This window comes from Microcoleus sp. FACHB-672 (assembly GCF_014695725.1).
Taxonomy (GTDB): Bacteria; Cyanobacteriota; Cyanobacteriia; order Cyanobacteriales; family Oscillatoriaceae; genus FACHB-68.
The window spans coordinates 63,316-78,735 of record NZ_JACJOU010000031.1; the positions used below are offsets into that span (position 1 = coordinate 63,316).

A 15,420-nucleotide genomic window follows, 5' to 3' on the forward strand; every position below is an offset into this window, starting at 1 on the left:
TCTATGACAATTCTCTAGTTAACTGGACAAATTCTCTCAATTTTCCTTGTTTTTGGCAAAATTACTTAAGTTGAGCAATTTTGTCCCACCTTCGCCAATAATCAGGGGTGGCTCACCATTCCATTTGTCGATTGCTTGCTTAAGCAGGAGTTCTGAAGTCAAAGTCTCGCGCAGCAAACTTTGCGCTTCTGCCTCTCCTCTAGCTAAATTTACCTTAATCTCTGCGTCTTTTAATGCTTTCATCACGACAAATCCCGTCTTTTTAGCCTCCTGTTCGGCAATTTGCTTGGCTTCTACCGCATCGCTAAATCGCTGAGAAAAGTGGACGTGTACTAAAGAGATATCATCAACTCTAATGTGATAGCCGATTAGGCGCTCAGTTAAAGAATTATCTACCCCAGCTTTTACTTCACCTCGCTTGGTAATAATTTCTTCAGCCGTGTATTTTGCCATGACTGCCTTAAGCACTTCTTCAACGGCTGGGTTAATAATTCGCTCGACGATAGCGTTCTCGTCTCCAACTTGTTGAAAAACAGCATTAGCTTCCTCTGGGAAAATATGCCAATTCAGCGCTACATCAGTGAAAACCTCTTGAAGATCCTTGGAGGAAGCTTCAGCCGAACTTTCCTGCTTCTGCACTCGAACGCTCAACTTCTTGACAGTATTAACAAGCGGAATAACTGCGTGAATTCCTTCTCCGAGGATTGTTTCTTCCACTTTACCAAACTGCATCAGCACCCCTCTTTCTCCAGCATTGACGATTACAAAAGGGTTGAAAAGAATAACGAACAGAAATAAAAGTAAAGCCAGTGTGCCGGGATTATATAGAGTTTTCTTTTTTGTCATACCTGCGGTTAAAGCTTTTCAATACAATTGAGGCTGCAAAACCTAGGAAACGCCACCTCCCGCCGGCAACTCGCTACGTTGTCAGCAGAGGGATCGCGGTGCATAAGGTGAGTATGCCAGATTAGAGCGAGAATCTAGCCTACCATTCTATTTGCCTAGGTGTGCATAACCTCAAAACAGAGCTGCTAAAAGTTCGTTGAAGCAAGCGTGCAAGCGAATCGATCCAGAAGCTTTAGGCATAAGCGATCTCAACAGCCGGCTAGACTTTTACAGGAATTTTTGGTTAAAGTACGATAATCCTACCAAAATAGTGTACTTTAAAAAAAGTGCCGAAAACTTACGCCTAAAAGACAAGCGATCCCTGAGCAGTTGTAGCAGGCTGCTTAAGCGGGATTCAATTGGCGATTCTGCCCTGTTTTCCATTGGTAAAACAGGTTTTCAGAAACAAAGCCAGTCAAAAAATCTCAAGGAGTCGTTCAACTTGTTAGAAGATTGCGAAAGTTAGTGGGTGCGCCGACACCACGGGTTGCTGCTATTTTTTCCTTGAAAAGTAGCTTTCGAGTCAACGCTGTAAGTTTCAATCAACATCAACTGTCAATGAGCCTAAACGCTCACACGCTGGAAAATAGGAGATATGTTAAAAAAAATACGAGGTGGATTTTTTCTGGTGATTGGATATTTGCTGTCCCCCCTATGCTGGTGGAACGATATTTTTTTCAATTTGCCAATTGCCTATTTTTTTGGATATGTGTGTAGTTGGTTCTCTCCAAATTTATTACTACCCTGCTCGATTCTCGGGTACTGGATTTCTAATATTCTGGGGATTCTTTTGATGCAGTTTGGGACTGTAGATATTCTTCAAAAGCAACCTGAAGAGCGGAATTTAAAAAAAGATTTACTGACGGGTTTGGTGTCTTCAACGATTTATACTCTGGCAATTTTGGCATTGATTCAGTTAAAGATTCTTGACGCTCCTGTCCTATTTTCCTTTATTAACAAGAATGATTCAATGCCATTTTAGTCACCATGAGTCGGAGCGACGCTTAAGTAGACGCTCCTTCATCTGAGCTGGAATTATCGAGAAAAGGCAATATTAACAACTGTTCAAAAGCTTTTGAAAGGCGAGTTTGAAAGCGCTGCCGGTGCTTCAATTTTAGAAAGGGCCGGACTATTTCTGCTTTCAGATGAGAGCCATTTCTGTTATCGATGACTCGCATCGCTCGGAGAGTCGCAAGCTGTAATTCCTTTGTGACCATTAATTCAGAAATTGCAGCAGCACCAACACCGCGTTCAATAACCGCCTTGACCATCTCTCCGCTGTTCAAAATTATAATTGTATTGAGTTCCCTTGGCTCGATTCCCCAATTGTGTAAGACTTCCTCAAATCTTTGCTGTGTTCCCGATCCAGGCTCGCGCATTACCCAATCTACTGTAACCAATTCTGTTACAAGGATTTCCGTACGTTCAAACCAAGGATGAGATTTACCAACAACAATTACTAATTTATCTCTGGCGACAACTTCTTCTTCTAGACTAATCTTAAGGGAAGATTTTACCTCTCCTTCTACCAAACCCAAATCAAACAATCCTGTCGCCGTTCCCTCACAAATTGCTTCTGTATTGGCGAGAGTGCAGTTAACAAAAATGCCGGGATACCGACGCTTAAATTGGCTAATTTTTTCGGGTAACCAATAGTTACCAATGGTGAGACTTGAACCCAATTTCAACTCTCCCCGTTGCAGATCGTTCAATTCTTTTAACCCCCGCTCGGCTAAAGCGACTTGGTCAAGAATTTTCTGCGCTTCCAGATGTAACAATTGCCCAGCCTCAGCGATCTCTATGTGGCGACCAATTCGGTGAAACAATTTCACGCCGTATTCCTGCTCTAAATTTTGAATCGCCGCGCTGACAGCCGGCTGGGTGATGTAAAGCGCCTCCGCAGCACGGGTAAAGTGCAGGTGTTCCACTACAGCTAGAAAAATTCGCAACTGGTCTAGCGTCATGCCGGCCATCTGAGAGACTCCTAAAACCTTGATTCAATATTTAATCATTTTTATTTATCCTACCAACAAAAAAGAACATTTGATTCTATGCTTTTGTTTGCGTACAGTAAAGTCAAGCCTTTTTAAAAGGCTTGAGCTGAGGTAGTACCGACAAGTTCAATTCGAGTGCACAAGCAAGTGTCTCACCTCGTAACACTTTGCCAACGGCACTGAAGATAAACCTGTACGTTAAGAAAATTCTTTATGACCAGTGAAATCCGATTAAATCAGAGTGCTCATGGCTTAAGGTCACAATGTCTGCCTTACAAGGAAGTCCTCGCACAATCATTTGCCGTCATCGCACCCACCACAACACCGGCTGCGAATTTAGGTTTAATCTTCGCCATGTCAGGAAACGGGACTTGGTTGAGTTTCCTGCTGGGAATGATGGGTCTAGTCTTTGTCAGTGTCAACATTAACCAATTTGCCAGCCGTTCTGCTTCTCCTGGTTCGCTGTACTCCTACATCGCCAAAGGTTTGGGACCCACTGCCGGCGTCCTTTGCGGCTGGGGTTTAGTTCTGGCTTATCTATTTACAGGGATGGCCGTTTTGTGCGGTTTTGCTAACTTTGGCGAAGTGTTGATGGGTCATTTGGGAATCCATATCTCCAGCATCACGCTGTTGGCAATTGGCGCTGGACTCTCTTGGTATATGGCTTGTAAAGATATCCAGCTATCTGCCACAACCATGCTGATCATCGAGGGCGTTTCTGCCGGCTTAATCTTGGTGTTAGGCATGATTGTTTGGGCGCATAAAGGGTTCGCCCTCGATCCTGCTCAACTGAGTTTACAAGGCGCGACTCCAGGTGGAGTGGCGATGGGACTTGTGTTAGTTGTATTTGGTTTTTCTGGGTTTGAAAGCGCCACTTCATTAGGAGATGAAGCGAAAAAACCGCTTTCAACGATTCCTAAAGCTGTGATGTCCAGCACGATTCTGACGGGTCTGTTTTTCATCATGATGGCTTATGTGGAAGTGCTGGGATTTAGCGGCAGTTCCGCGTCTCTGGCTAACAGCGAAGAACCGCTAACTTTTTTAGCAAATGAAGCGGGAGTCGGTCTTTTAGGAGAGTTAATTGCCCTCAGCGCACTGCTGTCGTTCTTCGCTTGCGTTCTCGGCAGTATTAATCCGGCTGCCAGAGTTTTCTTTATGATGGCGCGTCACGGTTTGTTTCACACTTCTTTGGGTGAAGCGCATAAGTCAAATAAAACGCCTTACGTCGCGATCACAATGTCATCGCTCATTACATTTCTGGTGCCGGCAACGATGTCTCTGTTCGGCCTCAAGCTGTTTCAAAGTATGGGCTATCTGGGGACAATTTGCACCTACGGATTTTTGCTCGTGTACATTCTGATTTCCATCGCTGCACCTGTTTATCTCTACCGGCTAGGAAAACTGCGCCCCCTAGATGTGGTGTTCTCACTGTTAGGGGTTGGATTTATGATGATTCCCGTTTTGGGGACGGTGGGAATCCCTGGTAGCGAGCTTTTTCCAGTGCCAGAGTACCCTTACAACGTGTTTCCGTTTCTGTTCCTGATGTACTTACTTGCCGGTTGTGGGTGGTTTATTATGCAAAGATTGCGCTCTCCGGAAATGGTTGAAGAGATGGAAGAAGCGATTGATGCGATTCACGTCAGATTTAACGACCCAGAAAAATTTTAACAAAGTTGCTTCCCGGCTTTTTAAGCCGGGAAAACCCATAACCGAAACGCGTACACATTTGATTTTGAAAATCAGGGCAGGCAAAAATGAGCGAGTTAATCACTGCAATTCCCACAGGTTTAGCAGCCTTTACGGCGACCAATATTGATGACATTCTTATTTTGACGCTGTTTTTCGCCCAAGTGAATGCGACGTTTCGCCGGCGGCACATTGTAATCGGTCAATATTTAGGCTTCAGCGCACTGCTGGCGGCGAGTCTTCCCGGTTTTTTTGGTAGCTTTATTGTCCCGCACGCTTGGATTAAACTTCTTGGCTTAGTGCCGATTGCAATTGGTATCAGCAGCTTGCTTGCATCCGATGAAGAAGATTCAAAAGAAGCTGAAATAGAAATTGAGCAATCTAAACCCTCTTCACTTGCCGGATTTCTTTCTCCTCAGACTTACAGTGTAGCTGCGATTACAATTGCAAATGGCAGTGACAATATTGGCGTTTACGTTCCACTATTTGCGAGTAGTGAATGGGAAAGCCTTTTGATAATTTTGGGCGTATTTTTAACAATGGTTGGAGCGTGGTGTTATGCTGCTTATAAATTAACAACGCTGCCGGCAATCACTCAGCTCTTAACAGGTTACGGTAGTAGTTTGGTTCCTTGTGTCTTGATTGGATTAGGCGTTTTCATCGTCAAAGAAAGTCTTATTTTAACTTTACTCGCTCTCGCTGCTAGTTACATTTGGATAGTAACTGTGGGCAGAAATAATGAGGTTTCACCGGAAATGGAAAAAAATTAAAGCCGGTGAAAACAGAACCCTCATCAGCTTGCTCTTGGGAGCAATTTGCCCATTTAAAAATTTTGCCATCTGGGAAAAGAGAAAATTTATGAAGCTCTTCAAATCTCTTGTCATCGCTTTAGTAATTCTTGCGAATCTAGTGTTCGCTCAGCCCTCGTTTGCAGACAAGCCGAAATTTATCAAAAACCCTGAGTATATAGAGATTACCAAAGCCCTTGAGACTCTTAATGAGGCGAAGAACTCTCAAGCTCAATTAGAAACTGCTTTTCCTGAAGAAACTCAGAAAAAGATCGATGAATTAGAGTTTCAAAAATACGCTCTAGAAACTGGACGTACTTGGGGACAGTGCCGCAATGAAACCGGGAAAACCCTAGCTGTTTACGGGCCAAAACTGGACTTGGATGATGATGACGATTACCAGAACGCCTACAGCTCTACCCTGTATTTATTAGCAGATGGGCAGACGACTAAAAATAACTGGGACTGTGACGGAGTTTATTTAGCCAATGATGCCCAAGCTGTTGATTTGAGCGCTAATCAGCAGGAGCAAACATTGGAAGTGCCGGCTGCTATCAAAATTGCTAACGGCACTCAGTTAATAGTTAAGACGAATCCCGATACTGCCGCTATCGAATTTAATCTTCCCACTGCTAAAGTCGTGAAAGCCGATGAGGTTAACTGGTTTATTCCAAATGTGTCCCAAGCGCTGATAGACACGCGAGTTCCAGACGCACCTACCAATAAGTCTTGAACTTCACCGAGTTATTGACCCGTGAAAATGTCTTTCTAAACAGGGTTGCCGTCAAAATCATAGAAAACGCCGGCTCGGCTCTAAAACGATCTTTGATTTTGGCTGGTAGCCTTCCCCAGAAGACAAAGACGCCCGGAACTAAAGAGGAAGTTCTAATTGAAAAGAATTTTAAGATTCTAAGGCTTGCTTTATTAAAACATCTATACTGAGACTAAAGGGTGTTATCGATGCAATTAATGGTCAAATCCGTAGAAACCGAGATACAGAAGCCCCAGCAAAAGAATCCGTCGCGTGTGCAGGCTCATTTAGCGAATGAGCGCACCTACCTGGCATGGATGCGTACTGCGATTTCTCTGATGGGCTTTGGTGTTGTTATTGTCCGCCTTCGCACCTTTCATCCACCTATTTTGCCTCACCCTGGGAATGGTTGGAAGCTAGGTTTACTCTTTTCTCTGGTTGGCTTGGTAACTGTATTACTGTCCACCCATCACTACTTTTCCGTTTGCCAGCACATTGAGCAGGATACCTATCAACCAACAGATCGCTGGGTCATCCTGTTTAGCCTTGCTGTGACGCTTCTAGGAGCCGGCGTAATTTATTATGTTTTTACAGCACCCCTCAGCCCAATGAGTTTTATGGTGCCTGAGTAATTACGGTAAAGGGCGCGTCAATATCACTTCAATCAAAAAGTAGTAATGGGTTGCAAATGAGTTGACCTAAGGATTGCTTCAAGCAAGCTGAAGCTACTTTTAAATCAACAAACTTTTACATTATGAAAATTCTGCTGCTAAGCGTTCACCCACCAGAAGGGGGTGGTTCAGCCTACTCGAGCCAAGAACTTGCGAGTGGATTGCGCTGCCTTGGCCATGAAGTTCTTCATTTATCGCCTTATAAATCGGCAGCATCTAGAGCCGAATACCAGGGATTAAACTGGTTTCCCGCTGATTTTCCTGCGGATATTGGCATTAGTTTACAGGCTCAATCAGATATCGATAATTACGCTCAAGCTGCTTATCTAAAGCACGGCCCTTTCGATTATGTAATCCTAGGTCGTGAGTCATTTCTTTGGCATCTGCCGGCTCTCCGTCTTGTTCATTATGATAAGCCGGTTATTCTCATCTGTCGGGGAGCATATATCAACCGTCTGGTTGGCGGCGATCCGATAGAAGAAAAGCTAAGAGAACAACTGATCAAACTCTACCGAGGTTGCGATCTCATCGTTTGTATCGCTCGCCATCTCGCTAAATCTATAAATCGTGTAGTTGAAGCCAACAATACTTTTTTTCTCCCTAACCCAATTGTATTGCCTTCATTTAACCAGGCTGATATCAAAATACCGGCAGCCGGTGAGCCAATTCATTTATTGATGGCGGCTCAAATTAAGCCGAGAAAAAGACCTTTAGATGCCATTGAAATTATACGAATTTTGGTGGAGCGGCAAGTTGATGTCCACCTGACTATTTGTGGGGATGGATCGGACATGAAAGCAATGTTAAATCTAATCAATCACTACGGCTTAGAAAAACATATTCTTGTTAAAGGTCGTGTTGACCGGCAGGAAGTGCTTTCTTGTCTCAATCGTGTAGAAACCGTATTGTTGTGTTCAGAAAATGAAGGCCGGCCTCGCATTCTTCAAGAAGCGATTGCAGCCGGTAAGGGAGTTGTTGCCTACGATAATGCCGGTTCCCGCGAGGTTCTTACTGAATGGTCAACTCAATGGCCTTTAGGCCGTCTGATTCCGATTGGAAATACTCAGGCAGCGAGTCAGGCAATTTTAGATTTAGCCAACTATTTACGCTCAAAACCAGAACCTTTGCCACCGCTACAACTGCCCCAACCTCTTGAAGTTACTTATCAGTATGAAGCCATGTTAAAAGCTTTAAAAAGTCAGCCGGTTGCTCAAGCTGAACTCCATCCTGTTTAAAGGTAATTTTCTATATTTCCCTATTTAGTAATCGAGAAATATAAAGAATTCAGGTTAAGGCCGACTTTAGGTATAAAAATACTAATGTAAAAGGTTGAAAGAAGAAGCTTAACTCATGAAAAAAATATCTTTGGTTTTTAGAACCATTGGAGAAAGAACATCTAATATTGCTTTAGACTTAGCCATCCAAAATATCCAACCGGATCAAGTTCATATTATTGATCAGGTTAAACCCTTTTCCCTAGCTGTTCAACAAATGCTGAAGATTGACTATCATTGTGATTTTGTCGTCTTCATGGATGCTGACTGTTTAATTGTGGAGGATTTAACGCCTTTTCTTCAGAAAAATAATGCTCCTTATATAGACTGTTACGTTTTGGATAAATTCAGAGGTTATATTCATTGCGGCGTCCACATTGCGAGAATAGATGTTGTCAAAGCAATGCAAAATATCAAAGAGCCAAAGGATGACCCCAAATATGTGCTAAGACCTGAATCTAGAATTCGGGATTTAGCAATGAAACAATTAAACTTTAAAAAAGATTTCAAACGATTTAATATTTTTCATGACTTCTGTCAATATTATCGAGATATTTTTGCCAAATACGCTCTGAGGGAACTGAGAAGTCGTACAGATTATCAGCGAGCAAAACTAAATTTTATTCAAGAAGATTGGGAAATACAAGATGAAAACTTAGATTTTAAAGTGGCTAAGTTGGCAATTAACTATGCCAGAAAATACCTCAACACTCATGCCTCTGTTAAAGAAATTGCAAAATTTATTGAAGATTTACCCAATATCGCTATTGACCAATTAAATAAAAAAAATATTTCAGAAAAGCCTGATTTAACTTTGAAAGAATTAGAAAAAATATCCATACCATTCAAAATAAAAAGCAAAATACATCAAAAAAACTATAAAATATTTGGAATTGGACTTAGCCAAACTGGGACGAGATATCTAGCACAAGCATTGACAAGGCTAGGATTCAGTGCGATACACTCCCCCGATGACGATTTAACATTAAAAGAACTCCTCACAGGAAAGTATGATTTTTCAATATTAGATGACTTCGATGCAATAACTGATATAACAGTTGCACCTTTTTACCCTCAGTTAGATCGACTATTTCCAAACAGTAAGTTTATTTTAACTCTATTATCTGATAAAGAATCTTGGCTCAAGTCCCTAGAAGATCAGTGGACTATTCAGCCAGGGGAAGATTTACTCTCCGATCAAGACAAAAATACCCAGTACCGAAGATTAGTGCGGGTTGCAACCTACGGCACTTATGGTTTTAATAAAGAGCGTTTTTCTTATGTTTACGATCTGCATTGTAAAAATGTCATTGACTACTTTAAGAACCGCCCGGAATCTTTGTTAATACTTAACGCAGAGACTGGAGAAGGCTGGGAAAGGTTAAGTTCATTTTTAAATCAACCACTTTTGGAGAATCCGTTTAAGAGTAAAAGCTCTGCAAAGGGCAAAATGAAGCAGGAATTATATAATTAAAGATAGGTAAAATACGGAAATTTTTAGTGAAAGCAGATTTAATTCTCAAGGTTGCCACGAATGACCCCGGTGACTTACCGGACAGAGTATCGGTTAAAATACTGTGCCGGCGTCTGTTCACCTACATTTGGCAGAATAAGTCCCCATTACTAATTGGTTTAGGAACGATTGTTTGTCTTTCTCTGCTTCAGGTTCTCCTGCCTCAGATTACTCGCTATGTGATTGATATTGTCATTCCAGAAAAAAAATTTAATTACTTGCCTTGGGTAGCCGGTGCAATTTTATTCATTTCCTTCTTAATCGGAGTTCTTAACTTCTTTCGTAGTTACATGATGTCTCTGTTTGGACAGAGAACGATTGATCAGATTAGAAATGACTTATACAAGCACCTTCAGAAACTTTCAATTGGCTTCTTCAATAACCAGCGAACTGGGGATTTAATGACCCGTCTGTCTCAAAATGTCAATACTATTGGCAATTTAGTGACGGCTGACATTGCGGATATTTTGGCAGATAGTTTTACGTTTGTGGTGATTGTCAGTTATCTGATTACCGCTGATTGGCAACTGACTTTGCTATTGCTGATTACTTGGCCTCTGATAATTTATCTGACTCAAGTTTTTGGTAAATCTATGCGAGAGGCTTATTTCGACGTTCAAATACAAGCCGCAGCGGTTAATGATCATCTGCAAGATACTATTTCTAATATTAATATAATTAAGTCTTTTGGGAATGAGCAATATGAAATTAACCGTTTTTCGCAGCAAAGCCGCAATTATAGGGATGCCAATATTCGCGCTACGCGCCTTTGGTCAGTCTTCTTTCCATTAATTGACATTTTAAACAACCTTAGCACTGTTATTGTTCTCGTTTTTGGTTCTTGGGAAGTGATGGTTGGGCGCTTGACAATTGGTGAACTTGCGGCTTTTCTCGCCTATATTAATCAAATGAATCAACCTATCAGGCGGTTTAGCAAAGTTATAAACCTGATGCAAAGAGTGGTTGTTGCCTTAGATAGAATCTTTGAAATATTTGATACAAAACCAGAAGTGGTTGAAAAGGAAGAATCTGTTAGTTTAAAGTCTTTGAAGGGAAGTATAAAATTTGAAGATATTGAGTTTGCATATAACCGTGAAAAGCCAGTTCTCGATAACTTTAACCTAGAAATTAAGACAGGAATGACAGTCGCTTTGGTCGGTTCTTCGGGTGCGGGAAAAAGCACAGTGGCTAAATTAGCAGCTCGTTTTTATGACCCTCAAAAAGGCCGGATCTTGATTGATGACTACGATCTGCTAGATGTGAGTTTAGAGTCACTGCGAGAACAAATAGGGATTGTTTCTCAAGAAACTTTACTTCTCTATGGCACTGTGCGCGACAACATTGCTTATGGAAAGCTAGATGCTACAGACCAAGAGATTGAAGAAGCCGCTAAAGCCGCTAACGCTCACGACTTTATTGTAAGCTTTCCTGATGGTTACAACTCCCTTATTAGTGAGCGTGGGGTGAATTTATCAGGGGGACAGAAGCAGCGTTTAGCAATTGCGAGAGTTTTGCTCAAAAACCCTCAATTTATTGTACTAGATGAAGCAACTTCTGCTCTAGATACAGAGTCTGAGTCTCTCATTCAAGCGTCTTTAGAAAAACTATTTAAAGGTCGGACTAGCTTAGTCATTGCTCACCGGCTTTCAACTATCCAGCGGGCAGATTTGATTGTTGTGATGGAAGAAGGCCGCATTGTAGAAACTGGAACTCATGCAGAATTACTTTCTAAAGAAGGACGGTACGCCCATTTACACGCGCTCCAGTTTCCACAAAAATACAGCCGGTTAACCCCACCAGAGATTCAGGAAGAAAAACTTGAATCACTGATGGTTTGATCGCTCAGTGGGTTGGCTTTAGTTAAATGGGGTTTAATTAGCAGGCTGACTCCCACTGCCCAAGCCACTGAAACCAGCCAGCCGGCTAAGATATCGCTGGGAAAGTGAACGCCTAAATATAGGCGTGTCCAAGCAATTCCTAATACAAAAAAGCTGCCAAATATCCCCACGAACCAGCACCACCGGCTGCCCCAAGTCAGAATGACTAAAACTGCTATTAGCGCCATGCTGGACATTGCATGACCGCTCGGAAACGCATAGTCATGCGCGGGTGGAAAGGATGACTCCCACAGATGAGGACGTATGCGATGCATTAAACCTTTTGCTGTGCGGTTGATGATGGCGGTTCCCCCAAGCGTGGTTAGCAAATAGGCTAAAGATCGCCACCGGCGTCGAACCAATAGCACCAGTGAAAGTACAACCGAAATTAAAAAGACGCCGTGAAACCCCCCAAATTGAGTTAGGAAAAGCGCAAAAGCATCCAATTGCGCGTGTGTAGTTTCGTGAATTGCTAATAGGATCGATACATCCCACGCAAAGGCACCTTCATTGTTCCATATCTCGACGGCAAGCTCCTCAAAGATCAGCAAAGGTAAACACACTCCTACAAAGAGCGCCAGCAAAGGACGCCAGCGGGCAATAAATAGCTGCTTGAGGAAGCTGGAGAATGATTGAAGAAGCTGCTGAAAATTTGGTTGAGTCATCGCTCTACTGAAACAAAAGTATTTACGTTAGCAATTATGACCTGGCGGGTCGATTAAATTGAGTATGAGGGTGGAAAAGATTTGGCATATTTCGGTTTTACATAAACCTGTTGTTGTGGCACCAAATTTAACTCATTAAATCGTTCTCGGCTGAGAATCGCATTGACAACTTGACCGTCCTCTAAAGCTAATTCCGCTTGAACTTCCCAACCAAGATTAATCAGTCGTTTGATCTTTGCAGGAGCAGCGGCCTCTTTTGGCTGGGTTGCTACGACTACATCGTGAGGGCGCACAAAAACTTCTGGAGGGGCTTTATCAACCTTATCGTTAGAGAAAAAGCGCGAACTACTGGGCAGAACATTTACCGGCCCAATAAAACTCATCACAAATGGCGTAGCTGGCTGGTCATATATTTGAGCCGGCGTGCCGACTTGTTCAACTTTGCCCTTATTCATCACCACGATTTCATCAGAAACTTCCATTGCCTCTTCCTGATCGTGGGTGACAAAAACGGTTGTGACGTTAACTTCAGCATGGAGCCGGCGCAACCAAACCCGTAAATCTTTGCGGACTTTCGCATCTAACGCCCCGAACGGCTCATCAAGTAGCAGCACTTTCGGTTCAACGGCTAGCGCTCGCGCCAGCGCCACCCGTTGCCGTTGACCCCCAGAGAGTTGGGACGGATAGCGATCACCCATTCCCCTCAACTGTACTAACTCCAGCAGCTCTTCCACTCTTGCGTTTGTTCTAGCCTTGAGAGCGTTGCGGATCTCCAGACCAAACGCAATATTCTGACGAACGGTCAAGTGTTTGAACAAAGCGTAGTGCTGAAATACAAAGCCGATCTTGCGGTCTTGGACACTCTTATGAGTAGCCTCCTCGTCCGCGATCCAAATTCTGCCGCTATCGGGAGTTTCTAAGCCAGCAACCAGCCTCAGCAAAGTGGACTTACCAGAGCCTGAGGGTCCCAGTAACGCCACTAGAGAACCACTTTTAATTTTTAGCTGAACTTCGTCAACAGCCTTAAAACTTTCGTAATGCTTGGATACGTTATCAATGATGATGTCCACGATTAAGAGAGACTCCTAAGAATAAACTACGGTTTACCCATGAGTTTACCGTAGATTGCGCCCTCTCGCTTAGTAGACTGAGAAAAAATTTAATCTCGACAAGAGTCGAGAGACCTGACTGGGCGTTTGAATCAGGATGAAACGGTCAGTTTTTCTACTTTAGGTAATGCACAAATCCGTTTCAAGTGGCCTCAACAATGCCGCGTGGCAGTTGATTGAAGCGATTGTGCCGGCTAAATCTGCCATTGGGCATCCTAGAGAAGTCGTTGATGCGATCTTCTGTGTGCAACGAGAACGCTACATCTGGCCGGCACTTGCCGAAGATGTTCCCCCTGCAAACCGTCTACGGCTGCATCTATGGCAGAAACTTGGCACCTGGCAGAGTTTGCATGATTGTTTACGCACCCAACGAAGAGAGGCGATGGACAAGAAGCCGCAAGCGAGTGTAGGTATCCTCGATTCTCGACTTCGCCCTACCAAAGACCTACGGATGACCTAAAAAAGGGAGGTCTACAGCATTGTTGGTCTTTCTACCACGAAAGCTGTAGACCTGAGCCGGTATTAGTTTCAGGCCGGCTCTCTATTCATAACTTTTTAAATACTTATTCCTTCAGTTCCCTACGTCCCAGATAATCTGCTAAGTACGCTTTTCTGGGCATACTTTTTCTCGATTTATTTTTTATTTTGATAAGTAGTTTATTAGAAATAGATGTGCCAATACTTGCTTTTTCACTGTTGAAATTGCTGTAATAACCACGCACCAACTTGGGATTGATCTATCGTGCGAGAGCGTCGCAGTGCTTCTTCCAAAATCGGCATTCCTAACCCTGGCAACACCAGAGACTCAGAAATGCGCCGGCTTCCTCCATTCTCAATCGCAAAGGCAATCATTCGTACATTTGCCACGTCTACAATCCAGTATTCTTTTACCTGTAAATCTTCATACAGCAGCCGTTTTGCCCCCTGATCATCTGCGAGGGAAGTGTTGGCAACTTCAATGACTAATTCAGGAGGCGGATAGCGATCTAAATCAATAATTGATGTTCCCCAAGGAATTATTTGGGAATTATTGCCTATGTAATAGGAAATATCAGGCTGACACTCTTGAACCCCCATTTGCCGGTAAGTTGTGTTAGTTATCCCTTTTATCGGCATACCTTTAAGCGTGCAAAATAGATTTACAGCAACAGTAATAATCGTATTATCGCAGCCGTGGTCATGTCCCAGTGGTGTCATTTCAATTCTCAAATGTCCATTATGGTAGTAGCACTTGGCTTTTTCATAAGCTGGATTTTCGGTAATCTGGATGTATTCTTCCCAAGTAGCCGGCACCCAAATATCACTCTTAATTTTAGTTTGTAAGTCGCTCATGGCTTAATTTGATAGTGTGAGCATTCGCAAAATCTTCATCAAATTTTAACTTTCAAAAATTAGCTTGAGATGAAGCTAACCTTTGATGAGTTTATCTATTTATGATAGCGCTATCATAAAAGATAATAGTGCTATGTTCATGTTCCATTCATTTTTTTGCTTGAATGACTTGCAAACTGCCACCGGCATACAAAGCGTGCCGGCTCACTTCAAATCCCATCTCCGATAACAGAGCCGGCACATCACTTTCAATAAGCTGCCAAGAAGTTTCTGTTTCAAACAACCACAAAAACACAGCAAAACCCGGCCAAAATAAAAGATTTGTGGGGCGATGAAAATCCACCATTGTAAAGATGCCGCCCGGTTTTAGCACCCGGTATACTTGTTGAAAAATTTGCCGGCGCTGTTGGGGTTCCATCTCGTGCATCGCCACACTTGTATGCACAATCTCGAAATAATTGTCAGGAAACGGCATCTTTTCAGCAAATGCTTCTACATATTCAGCTTGGGGAACATTTTGCTGAGCTCGTCTCAGTGATAAAGGGGAAGCATCGAGGCCGGTAACAGATTGGGAGTATTTCACTAAAAATTGCGTTGCCTGACCGCTGCCGCAACAGAGATCGAGTATTTTTGTATCTTGATTTATTGACAAATCTTGCAAAGCCAGCCGGCGAAATCTGCTCTCTCCACCGACGCTAAGGGCAGCAATGCGGGAAATCCCATCGTATAGCCATTGATATCGATAACTCCAGTCTCTTAAAATTGTTGCCATTTCTCTAACCTTATTAAAAATATCTATCTATTAATCTTCACTCTTATTGCTAAAAAGGATATATTGTTAAAATCGGTAACAAAAATGAAAATACTGGGAAGCT

15 protein-coding genes are annotated in these 15,420 nt (G+C 42.8%); 9 read left to right on the plus strand and 6 right to left on the minus strand.

Translation table 11 applies throughout. The annotated features are described in order from the left end of the window. Window positions 1–36: 36 nt before the first annotated feature. Window positions 37–846, minus strand: a complete 810-nt coding sequence (locus tag H6F56_RS22220) for a prohibitin family protein (RefSeq protein WP_190672974.1) — start codon at window positions 844–846, stop codon at window positions 37–39. Window positions 847–1,480: 634 nt separating this feature from the next. On the opposite strand from H6F56_RS22220, the gene H6F56_RS22225 reads away from it, so the two are divergent. Then, a complete protein-coding gene (locus tag H6F56_RS22225; RefSeq protein ID WP_199313183.1) occupies window positions 1,481–1,867 on the plus strand; it encodes a hypothetical protein in 387 nt (128 codons plus the stop codon). Window positions 1,868–1,889: 22 nt separating this feature from the next. Here the strand turns inward: H6F56_RS22225 and H6F56_RS22230 are convergent, their stop codons facing one another. Then, complete coding sequence (locus tag H6F56_RS22230) at window positions 1,890–2,858, minus strand: LysR substrate-binding domain-containing protein (protein WP_190672978.1); 969 nt, start codon at window positions 2,856–2,858, stop codon at window positions 1,890–1,892. 234 nt (window positions 2,859–3,092) lie between these two features. Here H6F56_RS22230 and H6F56_RS22235 point away from each other — a divergent pair, with 234 nt between their 5' ends. The 7 genes from H6F56_RS22235 to H6F56_RS22265 all read left to right on the plus strand — a co-directional run bounded on the left by H6F56_RS22235 (window position 3,093) and on the right by H6F56_RS22265 (window position 11,400). Beyond that, window positions 3,093–4,547 (plus strand): APC family permease, encoded by a 1,455-nt coding sequence (locus tag H6F56_RS22235; RefSeq protein WP_190672981.1) that lies wholly within the window; start codon window positions 3,093–3,095, stop codon window positions 4,545–4,547. A gap of 86 nt (window positions 4,548–4,633) precedes the next feature. Further along, window positions 4,634–5,335, plus strand: a complete 702-nt coding sequence (locus H6F56_RS22240; protein ID WP_190672984.1) for a cadmium resistance transporter — start codon at window positions 4,634–4,636, stop codon at window positions 5,333–5,335. 88 nt (window positions 5,336–5,423) lie between these two features. Further along, window positions 5,424–6,086: a hypothetical protein gene (locus H6F56_RS22245; RefSeq protein ID WP_190672988.1), complete on the plus strand. Its 663-nt coding sequence runs from the start codon at window positions 5,424–5,426 to the stop codon at window positions 6,084–6,086. A gap of 227 nt (window positions 6,087–6,313) precedes the next feature. Next, window positions 6,314–6,736 (plus strand): YidH family protein, encoded by a 423-nt coding sequence (locus H6F56_RS22250; RefSeq protein WP_190672991.1) that lies wholly within the window; start codon window positions 6,314–6,316, stop codon window positions 6,734–6,736. Between the two features lie 122 nt (window positions 6,737–6,858). Continuing rightward, a complete protein-coding gene (locus H6F56_RS22255; RefSeq protein ID WP_190672994.1) occupies window positions 6,859–8,010 on the plus strand; it encodes a glycosyltransferase family 4 protein in 1,152 nt (383 codons plus the stop codon). A 115-nt stretch (window positions 8,011–8,125) separates the two neighbouring features. Further along, a complete protein-coding gene (locus H6F56_RS22260) occupies window positions 8,126–9,523 on the plus strand; it encodes a sulfotransferase family protein (RefSeq protein ID WP_190672997.1) in 1,398 nt (465 codons plus the stop codon). Between the two features lie 26 nt (window positions 9,524–9,549). Continuing rightward, window positions 9,550–11,400, plus strand: coding sequence for an ABC transporter ATP-binding protein (locus H6F56_RS22265; protein ID WP_190673000.1), 1,851 nt, complete (start codon window positions 9,550–9,552; stop codon window positions 11,398–11,400). On the opposite strand, the gene H6F56_RS22270 is transcribed toward H6F56_RS22265, so the two are convergent. Next, window positions 11,367–12,104 carry a phosphatase PAP2 family protein gene (locus H6F56_RS22270; RefSeq protein ID WP_190673003.1) on the minus strand — a complete coding sequence of 246 codons (738 nt, stop codon included), beginning with the start codon at window positions 12,102–12,104 and terminating at the stop codon, window positions 11,367–11,369. The genes H6F56_RS22265 and H6F56_RS22270 overlap by 34 nt on opposite strands. A 53-nt stretch (window positions 12,105–12,157) precedes the next feature. After that, a complete protein-coding gene (locus H6F56_RS22275; RefSeq protein WP_190673006.1) occupies window positions 12,158–13,174 on the minus strand; it encodes a sulfate/molybdate ABC transporter ATP-binding protein in 1,017 nt (338 codons plus the stop codon). Between the two features lie 166 nt (window positions 13,175–13,340). On the opposite strand from H6F56_RS22275, the gene H6F56_RS22280 reads away from it, so the two are divergent. Next, window positions 13,341–13,673: a transposase gene (locus H6F56_RS22280; RefSeq protein WP_190673009.1), complete on the plus strand. Its 333-nt coding sequence runs from the start codon at window positions 13,341–13,343 to the stop codon at window positions 13,671–13,673. Between the two features lie 230 nt (window positions 13,674–13,903). Here the strand turns inward: H6F56_RS22280 and H6F56_RS22285 are convergent, their stop codons facing one another. Both H6F56_RS22285 and H6F56_RS22290 read right to left on the minus strand, forming a co-directional pair. Continuing rightward, the gene (locus H6F56_RS22285) at window positions 13,904–14,545 is read right to left on the minus strand and encodes a Uma2 family endonuclease (RefSeq protein WP_190673012.1); all 642 of its coding nucleotides are present in this window, start codon (window positions 14,543–14,545) and stop codon (window positions 13,904–13,906) included. 148 nt (window positions 14,546–14,693) lie between these two features. Further along, window positions 14,694–15,317 (minus strand): class I SAM-dependent methyltransferase, encoded by a 624-nt coding sequence (locus tag H6F56_RS22290; RefSeq protein ID WP_190673015.1) that lies wholly within the window; start codon window positions 15,315–15,317, stop codon window positions 14,694–14,696. Window positions 15,318–15,420 lie beyond the last annotated feature (103 nt).